Below are 15,038 nucleotides of genomic sequence, written 5' to 3' on the forward strand. Positions count from 1 at the left end.
CCTCATGTGGTCTCCAGCGCCAAATCCGCTTTAACTGAACTGGCTGCACATAGTCCTAACTTATGGGTTGGGGTGGTTTTTGGCTTAGACACAAAAATCATTGAACCTGCAATTACTGAGGCCCTCAGGTCAATAATGGCTTCCATCGATCCAACTTTACGTTGTGGCGGAGTCGGGAATGACTAGCAGAACGTCCACACCCTTTCCAGACTAGGTACAGTCCTTAACGAGCATCTACTGAGATGACACCCACCTGTCACGAACAATGACAATCGGCCAGTTTTAGCCATTGCAGACCAGCAGCAATCGGGCGTTTGCAGTCGGGACGCCGGAAGAAGAGTGAGAAATAGTTCCTAAACAAAGGGTAGAGGCCGCATTCTACGGGGCTTGCAGAGGGCCGATACTGCCAGAGTTTCGGAAAGGAATATAGCTACAAGCCACGGCCCGCTTGAATTTACATATCGGATTGCAAATCCGCCCACGCCGGTTCGATTCCGGCTTCGGCCTCCACATTCGAAAGCCCCGTAGACCTTGGTCTACGGGTTTTTTTATTGGGCGCGATTTGACGATCAGTTCCGCAACTTTTTGGGATCTCTTGCGCAACTACTACTGGTTCTGGTCGTACTGAATATCAGTATGTGCGCCGCATTGGCTGAAGGAAGCAGTTTCATAATTGAGCAGTGCCGTGTCGGGGCAAATTCAGAACAGTCGACCTTGTGACACGTCATCCCCACGAGCACTCACAACAGGCCTGGCCCCCACATAACTTAGAAACGCCGCTGGCGATGCGGTGGTCTGCTCAAGGCAATTTCTCTTAAGCAGAGAAACAAAAAGTGCCACCGAGTAAGCCTGGCAATTGATGGATTTTTGAGGGTTAAACTCGATGTCGGTGAACGCGGAATAGTCGGATAGCTGATCCGCCAAGTCCGTTCGATGCTTCAGCGCACGGATATATAACCAGTCATAAAAAGCTGTTTGCGGTTCCAGTGGCCACTGCACGTTAGCGAAGTTAAATCCAGTGAGTCTTCCGGATATACGCAGCCGCTCGTCACGCTTTGCATCGCGTGAGGTAAAAGCATAAATATCGGTGAAAGGGCCGCCTTGTTCGAATACCTTGCTGCCCTGGAAGGCGCATTCGACACTTAGTGGGTGACCGAGCATCAAGCTGTCGAAGCAAAGATTAAAAGCGCTGAGCGCAGCACCGAGAGGTTCAGGGGATTTAGTGGAGACCTCCAGCACTTTACCAATGCCTGGTAATGCACGCGCTGCTTGGTGAAGGGCGGTGACAGATTTTTGTTTCTGAGACACTGAGAGACCTGCAAACCATTGGAAGTCTACGAACTGTGTGCTTACGAGCGCTTGCCCGTCAAAGTCAGGGATAAAAACGGGTCTGCTGGCCATCAATAAGTCCATCCGGATTTGCGCGCATAAGTTCGTGCGCCGAGAAAGCCGTAGCCTTCAGTGTGTACGTGCACAGGCTTGTCTACTACGCAGTCTTTGTACTGTTGCAGGCTGTTCTGGTCGCTGAAAACCACGCTGTTGATAAGCGCGGGCTTTAGTGTATCGAATACTAAAACTTCAGCTTGAACATCGGAGGGGTCCCCTGGCTGAAGTCTGCATTCTGCTCGAGAAGGCAGGTTGTACTGCGGACTAAACAGGTTATCGAAAGCTGCGACTGTCTTGAGGGCCGCGAGAGGCTGTTGGCGAATACGGTTATCTGCCGCATTGTGATTGCAGAACGCCGTATCCAGTGACCATAAGACGCAGCGATCAACCACCAGTACAGCCCAGCCTTGCTCGGGACTTTTCCAGCGGTAACTGGCAAACATCTTGTCATTGGGGTGTCCGATAGACATGCACACGGCATTCAGGCGCCCATCAAGACGTAGATGATCGTTAAATCTGAAGTCGATCTTTTTGTCTGTAAGGGCAGTAATGGAGCAAAGTCCATGCTGCATGATCGAAGGCAAATTTTCGACACGTGTGAAATGAATCAGATAGGGCAGTTCAAGAGCGCGCACCCGTGTCTCGAGTTCTTGCTTGCGCAGGAATCCAGGAATGTAGGCTGTCAGCCCGCGACTCTGTATCTCCGGGTCCTGGAGGCCAGCTCTGGACGCCTGAAGTGTGCCCAGTACGGCTCCGAACGTAAGCCGCGCTAACGGTTTGTTGCTTTGCGCGGCTTTGCCGGAAATGAAATCCCAGGTGTCATGCCCCCCCAGCTTGCACAGCTCCTCACGCATTGCGTTACGAAGAGGGGCGTTAGCCCACACTTGCTGAACAATATCGCTGAAAAACCTGTCTCGTTCGTCTTGAAGCTGGCGCTTTTTGACCTCTATGGCGGTCGCCAGAGGGGTAGCTCCGACTCCGAGCACGCTGGAAAAGTCTGGAACCGCCCAAGTAAGTGAAGGAGCCGCCGCTAAGGCCTGTGTGTTGGGCTCGAGCGCTTTTGTGAACTTGGCACGCGCTTGAAGATAGTGCGCCCAGGCTATCTCCCCATGTTCCTGACGCCAAGCATCCAGCTTCAAAGCGCATTGCGCCCGCTCCAATGATTTTTCAGTCCAGAGCTTCTCCGTGAACATGACAGCTTCCAGGGAGGCAGTGGCTTTTTGAACGTCAAGGCTCAAAGCCACCGAGTCGCTGAAGGACGTGATGGTAGTGCTTAGCGAATCGAGCGAACGAAGAAAAGCTCCACCCGAGGACTGACTTTCAGAGGGTGTCCTTACTGCAGGCTTCAAATCCAAAGACTGGGGCTGCGGCGATGAACGCGAGGGTGAGGCCTTTTCACCGGCGGGTACGACGGGATGAGGCTGCACGGCGCTATTTTTGTTCCGTTTAAGGAACCAATAGCATGCCCATATGGTAATCAGCTGCAGCAAGATCAAACTGGGGAGAAACGCGTTGGAAAGTGTAAATACAGTCCATGCGGCACAGACAATAATCAATGACTTTTTACCGAAGATACTCGCGAGGTAAATAGTAAAAATAATTAAAATCTGGAAATAAAGAATTGCCATCCATTGCCCCCAATGAACTGTTTATGGGCTGACTTCAGCGCCCTGAAGTGTTAGCCAGCTGACGAGATAACAACAGGCGTTAAAATCGGGCAGAGATCACTCGACAAGCTCGCGGGTTGCTTCTTTGACGGCTTTCAACTTTGTTGGTGAGACAGGCTCAGGCTCGGGGATTGCCGTCTGGGTGTAACGCGTTATGTCCCCGGGTTGCCAGCTATCGAGCCTATTCATCTTTACCCTGACCCATAGCAAATAGCTGAAGCACAAAGTCGCTACAGCTAGCCCAATTTGAATGCTGAGGGTTTCCAGCAGAACTACGCCTTTTTGCGCATTGGCGCCGTACCAGGATAGGACCGGAATCGCCATTAACACCCATGTGGAAAACCAGGCCAGCAGACCGGCCAGCAGAGTCCTGGCAGTCAATTTGTGTAGGCTGTTGATTGTGCGATTGCACAGCACTTTGTGCCCAGGGCCTATTTGTTGTACGGCGGCAATGGTGAGCGCTTTTTTAAAACCGGGGTCGTAAAACCAGACTCGACTTTTTGTAGTGTTGTTAGCACCGGTCAGGTGGTGATAAATCTCATTGGACATGGCCAATCGTTTGACCGTACAGCCATTAATGCGAGCACTGAATTCGTCACTATGAAAGTCAACTTGTTTCAGGTCTGATATCAAGCAATCGGTATTAAAGAACCTGGGCACACAAAACATCCTGTTCGAGTGATGGCAAATTTATCGGGTTGATATCATATGGCCATATATCGTTTATGTCGAGGATGTTAGGTTGTTTTAATGCAGTGGTGGTGGGTGTGAAAGTGTACGTATATTGGCGTCAATAAAATGGCTGCAGATAGGGGTAGCAATAATATTCGCGTAGGGATACTGAGGTTGCTGATTGTTGGGTGATGAATGCTGAGTTCGCGGAAGTTTGAATTTAGTATGTCGGAAGGAGGAAGAGGCGGGGACTTATAAGTCTAAAAAGAAAAAGCCGGAGGGGGTGATGCAAGTTATTTAGTGTGTGAAGTTAGCTCTTGTGGGAGCGGGCTTGCTCGCGATTGGAGCAACGCGGTTTGACTATCTGACCGTGTCGCCTGCATCGCGAGCAAGCCCGCTCCCACAGTTATCCTTAACTGACTTACATTACCGGGGAGGGGCCTTTGGTGTCAGTAGATATCTTTTGAGATCAAGGTGAGCGGGGTCTTGATCATGATTTTGATATCGAGCCATAGCGACCAATTGTTGATGTAGTCGAGGTCGATCTCAACCCGCTTCTGCATCTTCTCAATCGTGTCGGTCTCACCGCGGCAGCCACTGATCTGAGCCAGGCCAGTAATACCGGGCTTGATACGGTGGCGTGCCATATAGGCGTGAATTTTGCCGGTGTAATAGTCGTTGTGAGCCACTGCGTGAGGGCGTGGGCCGACAAGTGCCATATCGCCATGCAGCACATTGAACAACTGAGGAAGTTCATCCAGCGAAGTGCGGCGGATAAAGCGACCAACAGCGGTAACACGTGAGTCATTGCGGCTTGCTTGTTTGACCTGTTTGTCGTCATGCACTTGCATGGAGCGGAACTTCCATACCTTGATGACTTTGCCGTTCCAGCCGTGGCGGTGCTGTTTGAACAGTATCGGGCCTGGTGAAGACAGCTTTACTGCCAGTGCGATAGCGGCGAGGAGGGGGCTCAGGCAAATAATGGCTACCAGTGAAAGCGAACGCTCCATTAATGCCTTACTTATGGCTGCAGTTGGATAACTTGTCAGTGGGCTTTCATTGAGATGGATGGCTGGGCGGCCGCCAATCTCGCTCACAGAATGGTTCAGCAGCATCATGCTGTCCAGGTCCGGAACCCAGACAACATCGACGTTTAAGTCAAGTAGATCAATGTAGAGTGCTTCAATTCGCTGGGCTTCTTGTAGGGATAAGGAGATGTAAAGCCTGCGTATATTGTGCTCGGCAATCAGTGAGCGCAACTGTGCCAGTTCGCCAACAATCAGCGGAGAGTTTGTCGAGTCTTCAAAGGGTGACGCGCTAACCACGCCAATCAGTGGGAAATGATTTTGTTGAATAAAACTGTCGGCCAGTTTCAGGGCAACGCCATCGGAACCGATAATAAGGCTGTTGTAGTGGTGGTTATTACGTTGATGATAAAACTTGGACAGACGATGCAGTATCAAATAGGGCGGGACCTGGATCAGGTAGCCCAGCAACCCCCAGCTGATAAGGGTTTCGCGGGAAAAAAGTTCACCGGATTTTGTAATGAACCCAATGGTGCTCAAGCAGGCCAGTGTCAGCATCCATCCAAAAAACAAACGGATAGAACCATTGAAGGCCTTGTGTCTTTTATAATAAACGTGAGTGATTGAGTAAGCGGGTACGGAGACAAGTAAGGTTAGAATGGCCAGCATGCGATAATGGAAATCGATCGAGCCAAACTTGGTATAGACCATTGCGAATAACAATGCGATTACAAAGGTCATGGCAATCGACCACTGACCCCAAAAAGTAAGCCCTCTGGCCACGGTTTTACGATCTAGACGTGTATGTATCAAAGTAGCAGCCTTGTGATAAGTACTTGACTATGATGGGAGCTGCTGACGGGCTTGAGTCGCAGCACTATCTTCCATGTGCAGGCGTCGTGCAGCGCAATCACTGTAAAGGCGCACGAAACCCTAATGATAAAGGTTATCTGTCACAAGGGTTCGACGTTTTATAACAGTGCTCCCAAGGGTGGAATTCAGTGGGATTAACGAATATTGCGCACTTCAATGATGGCTATTTGATTATGCACGCTCGCCTTCAGGGTGCGATGGTGTATCAGTCAATAATTTGTACATCTTGCACCAGGCAATAACCGCGATTGCGCACCGAACGAAAAAGACGCTCGCCAAATGCACCTTTGAACTTGCTCTGGAAACGACTCAGGCACATTTCCAGGCCGCAATAGCTATGAGTGTTTTTATTGATGCCGAGAATAAGTTCTTGTTTGCTGCATATGCGCTCATCGCTGCGAGACAGCGTCTGAACGAGCAGTGACTCAATGGCTGTAAGTTGTATGCAAGTCGAGTTGTTGCACAAAGAGTGTGATGCCGAACAGAACAACCAGACTTCAGGGCTGTTCGAGTATTGCACCGATGCTGAGCGGGTTGCTGGGCTGGCGGTAGCTTTAAGGGTGGGAATGGCACTGATTCCGGTAGGGGTGGGATGCTTTTTCAATAGATGAGGCTTCTTTGTCGTCATCAAACTGCAGAGATCGGTAGCGTACTTGTATTGGCTGGTTGTGCCGGGTTGTGCGCTTGACCAGCTCCCCGGAGTGAGGATGTGTGGGGTGTGCCAATACGTATCATTGAATTCAGTAGCTGCAGATCGAAGTCTTGTCTTGCTGTAATGGTCATTGACAGCGTTTATGTTTCGCGAAAATCTAAGTGTTACCTTCATGCTTCAACGTCTCCATTCGTCGATGTTCGTCTGATCCCAATTGGCGAACTACAGCTGTCTGCTGAGCAGCGCATGAAGCGACTGGTTGCAACGATAGTTATCCTGCTATTGTTCCCCGGCGGAGGCGATAACCGAACGCGCGAACACTGAATATCAATTCAAGTTTATAAGCTTTTTTAATTTTGGTTCTCAAGCGGCTAATGGTTTTTTCCAGCGCTCGCGGATCATAAAATACGATATTGGGGTCCAGGGTTTTAGCAATGCTGTCTTGGCTCAGTACATGCTGTGGTGCCTGTATCAGGGCGTCGATAATTATCATTTCGGTATACGAGATTTCAAGTTTGCCCGTGGTACTGCACAGCATCAGCCGTGTACGGTCAAGCGTGAGCTGGGTCGATGCCTTCCAGTGTGAATCTTCGATAGTGCGCGACAGGAGTGTCAGTTTTTCCTGCGGGTCGGCCGGTAACTTAATACAGTGATCAGCCCCTGCCAGGTAATAATTAATACTGGTAAATGATTTATTGTGTGTAACCAATATGAAAATGCACGCAGCCTGATTGGTTTGGCGGATATGTTTAACCAGCTCGAGGCTGTCGTTTATGTTGTCCGGGATGTCAACTTCAATAAAAACAGCTTTGACCAAGCTAAAGTCCCAGCTCAGGTTTGCGATGATATCGAAGGCGTGGATATGGCTCACATCGGCAGTGATAAGTTGATTGATATTGTCGACCAACGCTTTGCTTTGAACAAAATGAAGCGTATTTGGGGTCTGAATGTCGGTTTTGCATCCTGCGAAAAGCATATCACCTAACCCGAATACCAAGAGGCTGTAGGATTTTGCCATAGAAGCCTACACGAAAATCGACATTTTGTAACATTTGTCGCGCGAGGTGTTGTTTTTGCTGGCAATTCCCCAGGAGATGGTATCGAAGATCGATTTTTATGTAGATGCGGGCAATACAGGCTTTAAATGGAGGCTTTTAAGATGCTGGTTATCATCTGGTCGAGATGTTTTCAATGCTTACTTGCCTTGGCGGGTGCCATACCAAGTCAGTAATAGCCCAGCCACCACCCCAAGCGAGTTGGAAAGCGCATCGTAGACTGATGCGCTACGCAGGGGCTCAAGTTCTTGAGCGAGTTCGATCAGCACGCCGGCCAGCACACAGCTGAGAGCGATCCAGCGCAGTTTAACGTTCATAAACGCCAGGCTGCAGCTCAATGTCAGGGCGAAAAAGCCGACAAAATGATGCAGTTTGTCTTCCTGGGTAAAATGCTGCGCAATAGGCTGGGAGCGTAACCCTGCGAACAGCAGGCCGGCGCACACTACTATAAAAGGCAGTGCACGCAGCCAGAAGGGCAGGTCAGCCAGGCGTTGGATCAATCGACTCACTCGGTGATCTTCTCAAAGTTCTCATAAAACGCATCGCGGTTGCGGCCGTCGGTCATTGTATGCAATGAGTACTGGCGATGAAGCATTGCGCCACCGTCTCGTGTCAGCGGAGCCCATGCAATATTGGCGCGGTTCATCGTCGAAACGCTCATCATCTCGTCGAACGGAATCGAGATGTAAATCCCTTTGTCAAAACTACCTTCGCCATATTCTTCTGATGAGGCAGTGGTACGAGTTACCCAGCCTCCGAATTTCACGCCATTGGTAAATTGGCGTGAAATATCGATTGTGGTACCCCAGTCGCGAGCCAGATAGCGACCCACACTAACCGCAGCATCCAGATCAAAAGGCAGTTTGGTATAAGACGTGATATGCCCGGTCACTGTTCTGTAATCGCGTAGGCCAAAGCCTTGGTCAAAAGCTCGTTGGCGCACGTAGTTTAAATCTGCACCGATCGACCAGCGTTCCCCCATGGGGCGATACAGCACCTCACCACCCACCCCTGCATACATGGGTTCAAGGTAGCCGCCGTAAACCATGCCAAACAGATCCTGATCCAGGCGCTTGGCATGGTTAAGTTGTAAGGCTGGCATGGTCACTTCAGACGTAGTGACATACTGGCGCAAATCAGTACGCACCCGTGGCAGGTTGCTTGGGGCGTCATATTTGAACTTGTCGTAGTTGTTAAGCAGGTTGGCGCTGATACCACCGCTGGCCCAAGTTTTAGGGGTGAAGCGGTACTGGCCTTCAGCGTAAGCGCTTATCTGGTAAAGCAAGAATCCGTCGGGACCGCCCAGGTTTTGCTGGTAACCCAAGCCAAAACCATAGGTGAATGGGTCCGGTTTTTGCTCATACAAGGTTTTTTCAACATGGGCCGTGGCGCGATTGACCTCTGTCGTGCGGTGCAGATCCACGAGATCTTGATCGTTGTTGATCACGTTGCGGAAGGTTGAGCGGGGTACGCTGGTTTCTTCCACCGGCATGTCATAACGCTTGTTCACCAGGGTAAACCACTGGATCTCGTCATTGGCGTTATTGTCCAAAATCCGGCTAGCCCGACCCACGCCCTTGGCGGAGTAGAAGTATTTGGATTGTTCGCCATAGACCATCAGCTCGGAATCTCGCTGGGCGATACGCTCGACTTTATAGCCGGCATTGCTTTCCAGTTTTTTCGACACCTCGGCCCACTCCACTTGGTCCAGCCCTACAGTTGGCGTATTGGTTGGCAGTGGTTGGGCAGGCGGATCGTAGGTTTTGGCCGGTGCCTTGCGGCTGACAAAGTTGGTATGCAAGGTAATGCCGAACAATGCGGTGTTGCCGCGCTCCCAGCCTGCGGTTAGATCAATATTCTCGTTAAGCTTGTAGACGGCACCGATGTTGATTGGCGAGTCTTGAGGTAGCATATTTCGGTCTGTATTGCTTTGATATTCACTCTTGTAATCGTTGCCGTCGTACTCAAGTTTCAAGCTAAGAGGGGACCACGGTGTCTGATATGAAACCCCGCCAAATAACGACGTCGGTCCTCGAAAGTATGAACTGGTATTGACGTCTCCTGCTCCCGTCTTTTCGGGGCGGGAATCAAAACGATCATCGATGTAACCGAGAGGATTATCGAAGTCGCCACGATTGCCGATGTAGCCCCAGGCAATCCCAAGGCTAAAGTCTAAGTTTTTATAACGCTTGTTGGCGACAAAGTATTCGCTGGAAAACAGGCCTGTACCACCGACGTCCCTAAAACCCAGAGCAATTTCAGGTATCCAATGGCTTTCTTGCCATAGGCGAGCTTTAACATCAACGGCTTTGTCCTTATAGCTCTGACTACCGCTAAATGACTCGGGTCCGTAATTTAAGTCGGTAATCGCTGTATAACGAAATGTTCCTTCAAGCCAGTCAAGAGGCTGCAATGAAAGGCTATAGCGCGAGTAAGGATCAGTGCGGTTGGCGTTGAGACTCAACTCGCCAGCAGGTGCCATACGTGCCGTAGGGGTTTGCAGCAAGCCAACGCCACCGAAATCATTTTGGGTATAGCGCGGCTCGGCATGGGCCAGGCTGCAAGGCAGTAATACGACAGCAGCAAAACGTAACTTCAAGGGGCAACCTCGGCCAGCGGTTGAGTGGCTAGAAACTGGGCCAGCTGCTCATTCAAATCGGGTGTGGGCAAATCGGCATTGTCATTGCGTACTGGCACCAAAATAGTACTGCCAGCTACTGCATGTACTCCGTCCTGACGATTCCAGGCGGCGATTGCCACGCGCTGGTAACGGCCATCAGGGTTAATAAGCCACAAAAAATCCACCTCGGCTTCGGGCAGGCGCTGGCAACTGTCGAGGTAATCGCGCGCCTCTTGCTGGGCGTGGTAAGGCAGGGTGCAAGGTTGTTGCACCGCACCCAGTACCGTAACGGTGTCGGTCCGCATCGGATAAATCAGTCTGTCTCCATCGCTAAGCGCATAGTTGCGTGCAAAGCCTACTTCCAGCGCAACGGGGTCAAGTACCGCAACCTTGCGACCTGTCACCGGCAGGCGACTAATCTGATCAAACAAGCGTGCGGCCAGTGCAGCAAGGGCTTCATTGTTGTTCAGCAACGCGCCGCGCTGCAGCATTTTAAGGTCAAACAAAACTCCGACCTTGAGCCGGGTCTGCTGCTCAACCAGAGGTGTGTGCAGCCATGCGGCAGCCATCCAATAGCTTTCAGGGTCAGGTTGGGCCTGATTGATGGCATCCAGCAGGCGAATCCCGGGTTTAAACGCCAGGGTTCCTGGCTTGAGAACATCACCACTCACCGTTATGGCCGCCTGGCTCTCGGTGGTCGCACTCATTATAGAAAGACTCAGCAACAGACAAGCACTCAGTTTTTTCAAGTGGCTCACCGGGTTGCCTCCCAGTCTGGACGCAGATGCACAATCTTCAACGCAAGCTCCGGTGTCAGGTATTGTTCGCTTTGCATCACCTGGCCATCGCCAGGCCTGATCCAGAAGTGATTGGTTGCGCTAAAGCCCAGTGCCGGGATCTCGAATTTCTCATCAATGCGTTGCAGCACATGGGGCTGGTTGAGAATGGTCACGGTTTCCAGGCCTTTGCGGCGGAAACGACTGTTGACAGCCAACCCTACCTGCTCACCTTTATAGATATCGATCCAGCGCGTACTGGTGTCACCATCGACGACGTGCTGCAAGCCACGCTTGAAAGGTGACTCACCGTCAAAACGGGTGCCATCCAGGCTGGGCTCAAGCCCGACCGAACGTACGACCAGACCGTCGCGTATCAACAGCACCTGCTTGCCTGATGCAACCCAGAACTGCAGATCACCCTGTTGACGCAGCTTGGCCATAACCCCTTCGCTGGAAGGGGTGGTGACGAGTATCTGTGCATAAGGAACTGCCGCTACATCTGCGTCTGTAAGTCGAAGTGGCTCAGGGCTTTGGACTGCGGCTTTAAAAGTGTCAATAGAGCCTTTCATTAGCGGACTACAGCCGCATAGCAGCAGGCATGCTACGAGGCATGAGCGGTTACGAAGAGTTATCAAAACGGCTCAAACCTTATCGGTTGTTGGCTTCACTGAAGTTATTACCTGCAGCTGCGCTAGTACCAAGAATAGTGGCTGATGGCAGTAATTGACTGATTAGGCGGTTCCAGCGAGTGACTTGGGCAGGGCCAACGTAAACTATGTCTTGCGGCTTAAGTTCAAACTGATTAGCAATCGCAAAGGCTACGGGGGACTGGGCATCCAGTTGGAAAACTTTGGCTGGCTCTGTCTCAATATTTTTGGCTCCGCGAATCACATAGAGTGAATTGCCATTGGAAGTGGTTTGATTTAGTCCTCCAACCGAACCCACGACATCTGCCAAGTTCATATTTTTAGTTTTGAATCGGATTGCTTGGGGGACTAGAACTTCACCCATAACGTAAATCTTTTTGCGGTCATTGTAGGGCAGGTATAGCTGGTCACCGTCTTTCAAAAACACGTTATGAAGCTGTGAAGTGCTGGTGTTAAGAGTGTCCAAATCCAGCACATACTCATGGCCATCGCGGGTAAGGGTCAATCCAGAAAGATCGGCATTTCCCGGTTCAATCCCTGAAGCACCTAGTGCTTCAATCACGCTTAGAGGTGACGTTGTAATGGGCATTGGCCCGGCTTTTAGAACTGCTCCTGCTAAAATTGCTTTTTTACTGGCAAAACGTAAAACGCTCAAATCAACCTGAGGACTGTCCACATATTGCTTAAGGCGTTCCGCAATTGTCGAACGCAGCTCCTCGATGGTTTTACCTGCTGCTTCAACCTGTCCAATGTAAGGATAAAAAATTGTACCGTCCGGGCGAACTAGGCGTCCGTTCGCATCAATTTGCTGTTGAGCACCCGAGGGGGCAGTCAATTCAGGATGGTCCCAAACGGTGATATACAGCACATCGTTGGCGCCGATCCGGTAGGCCTCAGGCTTAAATGCCAGCAAAGCTGCTGGCACCGAGCTTGAGACGTGTGTCGCCGCGTTTTGCGCAATCAGCTTGGGGGTGATAGGGATCAGCTCGACCCGACTGCTTTCTGGTGAGCCTTCAGTTCCGATCTCACTGGTATCCAGGTACTGACCGGGCGCAAACATACAACCTTGCAGAGCGAACCCTGCAAGTACCGCGAGCGACAAACTACGAATCATCATTGAGGACACTTGTAAAGGAAACACATCAAAATCAAATGCCTGGAGTGCTCCAGGTGGTTGGGTACCGGCAGTCGGGCAGGTACTTAACGAGTACCGGTAGTGCCTGTAGTCCCGGTAGTGCCTGTGGTGCCTGTAGTCCCGCCATTACCACCGCCACCGCCACCACCGCCCGATGCCGCAGCCGCAATACCTGCAGCAGCAGCAACACCCAAACCAACGGCCGTTGTTGTGCTAACGCCGCCCAATACGCCGGTTTCTGCGCCCAAAGCAGCGCTTTCGGTGGTGACAGCAGGAGCTTCAACTGGAGCTGCATTAGCAGCAGGTGCTGCAGCAGGCTCAGCTGCGAAAGCAGATGCGCTCAGGGCCAAGGTCAGTGCAGAAACGAGAAATTTGTTCATGAGAAAATCCTTTTGATAAATAGTCTGTATTGGCTGTATTACTTGAGCGTATGTATGTGAGATTAAAAAAACTCACAACCCAACGTGCGTTGGTATTGCATGATACGACAAGCGTTGTACTCAAGTGATTCCGTAACAGGCATTTTATTTCACAATACCGGTTCAAGAATACCCGCGCAGAGCGGTTTGGTTTACTGACGTTTTATAACGTCAGTTGGTTTTGGCCGGGCCAAACAAGCGTTTGGCTTTTTCTTTTATCAGTAGCAAGGCAAATTTAAGGTTGGTGGTGAGGTAGCGCTTCCACATGCGGCCGGGCTCCTGAATCACACGGTATAGCCATTCCAAACCGTATTGTTGCATCCACCTAGGAGCTCGCTTGACCTTGCCAGCCACCACATCAAATGTTCCGCCGACCCCCATTACAAAGTCGACGCCCAACTGGTCTCGCCAGCGGTTAATGAAGTTTTCCTTTTTGGGCGACGTAATGGCAACGAACAACAGCTGTGCACCGGAGGCGCGGATCTTCTCAACCAGAGCCGCCTCGTCATCCCAAAAATAGCCATGGTGATAGCCCGCCACTTTAAGGCCTGGGTAGAGCGCCAGCACATTGCTGGTGGCCTGGGACACCACCTCGTCCTTGGCCCCCAACAAAAATACCGAGAACTGATTGGTCTTGCTCATTTTCAACAGTTCATGGAACAGGTCTACACCCGCCACCCGTTCAGGCACTGAATGCCCAAGAAAACGAGCACCCAGTACTACGCCCATGCCATCAATATTGATGATGTCGCAGGAGTGGACAGACTCTTTGAGCTGTGGGTCGTCACGCATATTGACCAGTTTGGCGACATTGACCACCACATGCTGGGTGAACTGCCCTGCAGTAATCGCACTCCGAATGGTCTCGACGGTGTCGTCCATGGATGCGACATCCATAGGGCAGCCCAAAAATTCAATTCTTTGCATGATCAATCTCAGCGCGATATCTGTTGTAGAAAGCCATGGAGCAATAAGCCCAGGCTTGAGTCCAGCGTGTGTAGTTGATGCGGTTGGTTACCCAGCGAGTTTGTTGGTAAACAAACTGACCTTTGTCAGGCAGGTACAGCAAGTCAATAGCGCGCTGAACAACTTTGTCGCACAGCTTCAAGTCTTCAGCACTGCTACCCACTTTGAGTAAAGTGAAAACGGCTTGAGCAAAGCTGTGCATATCAATGGGGTAGACATTGTTATTGTAATAACGAGCAGTGCCATCTTCAGTGAAAAAAGTCTTTACGTAATAGGCGTACCCGTCTCGAATACAATGATCAAACTCGCTGTCTGCCGTAGCATCACGCAGCAGGCATAACGCTTCGAGGTTATAGCCCGTATGAAATCCATCAATAAACTGGTGATGATGAAGGGCGCCATAAACCCAGGAGCCATCAGCAGATTGCTCCTGAACCGATTGACGAGCCACCTGCAGTGCTTGAGCCACCAGTTTTTCATCGCCCAGTTGTTTTCCGGCAACTGCGCACCAGGCAGCTCCCCACAGGCTGGCGTTATGCACAAAAGCCTTTTCTCCGGGGATATACGCATAAAAACTGCGCCCCCCGGTTTCGGTGTACAGCTCTGTTGAAATAAAACGCGCAGCATCCAATGCAACATCGATCAGTGACTGATCCGCTGTAAGCGTCCCTAACTCGTGCAGGGCGCGTGCGACATAACAGGTCGTGATGATATTGGGCTTGCCAGCAGGCACATAGAATGCGCGGGCCTGCCAGTCAAAATGGTACCCCCAGCAACTGTGTTTCCATTGCTGCGGATCGCTACGTTGTGTCAACAACCATGCCGCCAGCTCTTGCGCCTGATGAAGATATTCAGCAGCACCGGTACGGCGATAATCTTGCAGCAAGCCCGAAATAAACAGGCCGACACCTTTAGGGTTGCGCTTTTTAGGCACTCGCAGAAGCGGGCGAAAGTTTACAGGCGAGCGCTTCCCGATTTGCAGCCATGCCAAACGCACCCATTCATTGCGGTACAGGGGAGTGGCTTGCAGCAACGTACTATTCAGGGAGTCGAAGGGGTCGTAGCCCGCGAAGTCATCCGCTTGAATAGAGTGCAGAAGCTTCGAGTTTAGTGCAATCAGGTCTTCCATATCGGCTACAGGG

14 protein-coding genes and 1 tRNA gene are annotated in these 15,038 nt (G+C 51.0%); 1 reads left to right on the forward strand and 14 read right to left on the reverse strand.

The window, feature by feature from the left end; genetic code table 11:
- Positions 1-395: 395 nt before the first annotated feature.
- A tRNA-Ser gene (locus tag TU76_RS25250) sits at positions 396-510 on the forward strand.
- 189 nt (positions 511-699) lie between these two features.
- Here TU76_RS25250 and TU76_RS15610 read toward each other — a convergent pair.
- The 14 genes from TU76_RS15610 to TU76_RS15675 all read right to left on the reverse strand — a co-directional run bounded on the left by TU76_RS15610 (position 700) and on the right by TU76_RS15675 (position 15,025).
- Positions 700-1,401, reverse strand: coding sequence for a DarT1-associated NADAR antitoxin family protein (locus TU76_RS15610; protein WP_048352023.1), 702 nt, complete (start codon positions 1,399-1,401; stop codon positions 700-702).
- Positions 1,401-3,014 (reverse strand): DarT ssDNA thymidine ADP-ribosyltransferase family protein, encoded by a 1,614-nt coding sequence (locus TU76_RS15615; RefSeq protein ID WP_048352024.1) that lies wholly within the window; start codon positions 3,012-3,014, stop codon positions 1,401-1,403. The genes TU76_RS15610 and TU76_RS15615 overlap by 1 nt, the downstream gene beginning before the upstream one ends.
- 96 nt (positions 3,015-3,110) lie before the next feature.
- Entirely contained in the window at positions 3,111-3,602 is a 492-nt protein-coding gene (locus TU76_RS15620; protein ID WP_156877920.1) for a hypothetical protein, read from the reverse strand.
- A gap of 572 nt (positions 3,603-4,174) precedes the next feature.
- The gene (locus tag TU76_RS15625; protein WP_231984088.1) at positions 4,175-5,491 is read right to left on the reverse strand and encodes an undecaprenyl-phosphate glucose phosphotransferase; all 1,317 of its coding nucleotides are present in this window, start codon (positions 5,489-5,491) and stop codon (positions 4,175-4,177) included.
- A gap of 337 nt (positions 5,492-5,828) precedes the next feature.
- Positions 5,829-6,449, reverse strand: coding sequence for a helix-turn-helix domain-containing protein (locus tag TU76_RS25640; protein WP_231984089.1), 621 nt, complete (start codon positions 6,447-6,449; stop codon positions 5,829-5,831).
- A 97-nt stretch (positions 6,450-6,546) separates the two neighbouring features.
- Positions 6,547-7,293 carry a winged helix-turn-helix domain-containing protein gene (locus tag TU76_RS15635; RefSeq protein ID WP_231984090.1) on the reverse strand — a complete coding sequence of 249 codons (747 nt, stop codon included), beginning with the start codon at positions 7,291-7,293 and terminating at the stop codon, positions 6,547-6,549.
- A gap of 177 nt (positions 7,294-7,470) precedes the next feature.
- Positions 7,471-7,839: a VanZ family protein gene (locus TU76_RS15640; RefSeq protein ID WP_048352027.1), complete on the reverse strand. Its 369-nt coding sequence runs from the start codon at positions 7,837-7,839 to the stop codon at positions 7,471-7,473.
- Positions 7,836-9,929: a YjbH domain-containing protein gene (locus tag TU76_RS15645; RefSeq protein WP_048352028.1), complete on the reverse strand. Its 2,094-nt coding sequence runs from the start codon at positions 9,927-9,929 to the stop codon at positions 7,836-7,838. The genes TU76_RS15640 and TU76_RS15645 overlap by 4 nt, the downstream gene beginning before the upstream one ends.
- The gene (locus TU76_RS15650) at positions 9,926-10,657 is read right to left on the reverse strand and encodes a capsule biosynthesis GfcC family protein (RefSeq protein WP_048352029.1); all 732 of its coding nucleotides are present in this window, start codon (positions 10,655-10,657) and stop codon (positions 9,926-9,928) included. Before TU76_RS15650 ends, TU76_RS15645 begins: the two co-directional genes overlap by 4 nt.
- 47 nt (positions 10,658-10,704) lie before the next feature.
- Positions 10,705-11,364: a YjbF family lipoprotein gene (locus TU76_RS15655; protein WP_082136545.1), complete on the reverse strand. Its 660-nt coding sequence runs from the start codon at positions 11,362-11,364 to the stop codon at positions 10,705-10,707.
- 13 nt (positions 11,365-11,377) lie between these two features.
- The gene (locus tag TU76_RS15660; protein ID WP_048352086.1) at positions 11,378-12,490 is read right to left on the reverse strand and encodes a polysaccharide biosynthesis/export family protein; all 1,113 of its coding nucleotides are present in this window, start codon (positions 12,488-12,490) and stop codon (positions 11,378-11,380) included.
- An 86-nt stretch (positions 12,491-12,576) separates the two neighbouring features.
- Positions 12,577-12,891, reverse strand: coding sequence for a hypothetical protein (locus TU76_RS15665; RefSeq protein ID WP_048352031.1), 315 nt, complete (start codon positions 12,889-12,891; stop codon positions 12,577-12,579).
- Between the two features lie 210 nt (positions 12,892-13,101).
- Positions 13,102-13,857 carry a WecB/TagA/CpsF family glycosyltransferase gene (locus TU76_RS15670; protein ID WP_048352032.1) on the reverse strand — a complete coding sequence of 252 codons (756 nt, stop codon included), beginning with the start codon at positions 13,855-13,857 and terminating at the stop codon, positions 13,102-13,104.
- The gene (locus TU76_RS15675; protein ID WP_048352033.1) at positions 13,844-15,025 is read right to left on the reverse strand and encodes an aspartate-semialdehyde dehydrogenase; all 1,182 of its coding nucleotides are present in this window, start codon (positions 15,023-15,025) and stop codon (positions 13,844-13,846) included. Before TU76_RS15675 ends, TU76_RS15670 begins: the two co-directional genes overlap by 14 nt.
- Positions 15,026-15,038 lie beyond the last annotated feature (13 nt).

The organism is Pseudomonas psychrophila (assembly GCF_001043005.1).
Lineage (GTDB): Bacteria > Pseudomonadota > Gammaproteobacteria > Pseudomonadales > Pseudomonadaceae > Aquipseudomonas > Aquipseudomonas psychrophila.

Bases quoted from the DNA above. Each gene is read 5' to 3' on its own strand.
- TU76_RS15610 (WP_048352023.1), bottom strand. From the start codon at position 1,401: ATGGCCAGCAGACCCGTTTTTATCCCTGACTTTGACGGGCAAGCGCTC.
- TU76_RS15615 (WP_048352024.1), bottom strand. From the start codon at position 3,014: ATGGCAATTCTTTATTTCCAGATTTTAATTATTTTTACTATTTACCTC.
- TU76_RS15620 (WP_156877920.1), bottom strand. From the start codon at position 3,602: ATGTCCAATGAGATTTATCACCACCTGACCGGTGCTAACAACACTACA.
- TU76_RS15625 (WP_231984088.1), bottom strand. From the start codon at position 5,491: ATGACCTTTGTAATCGCATTGTTATTCGCAATGGTCTATACCAAGTTT.
- TU76_RS25640 (WP_231984089.1), bottom strand. From the start codon at position 6,449: ATGAAGGTAACACTTAGATTTTCGCGAAACATAAACGCTGTCAATGAC.
- TU76_RS15635 (WP_231984090.1), bottom strand. From the start codon at position 7,293: ATGGCAAAATCCTACAGCCTCTTGGTATTCGGGTTAGGTGATATGCTT.
- TU76_RS15650 (WP_048352029.1), bottom strand. From the start codon at position 10,657: ATGAGTGCGACCACCGAGAGCCAGGCGGCCATAACGGTGAGTGGTGAT.
- TU76_RS15660 (WP_048352086.1), bottom strand. From the start codon at position 12,490: ATGATTCGTAGTTTGTCGCTCGCGGTACTTGCAGGGTTCGCTCTGCAA.
- TU76_RS15665 (WP_048352031.1), bottom strand. From the start codon at position 12,891: ATGAACAAATTTCTCGTTTCTGCACTGACCTTGGCCCTGAGCGCATCT.
- TU76_RS15670 (WP_048352032.1), bottom strand. From the start codon at position 13,857: ATGCAAAGAATTGAATTTTTGGGCTGCCCTATGGATGTCGCATCCATG.
- TU76_RS15675 (WP_048352033.1), bottom strand. From the start codon at position 15,025: ATGGAAGACCTGATTGCACTAAACTCGAAGCTTCTGCACTCTATTCAA.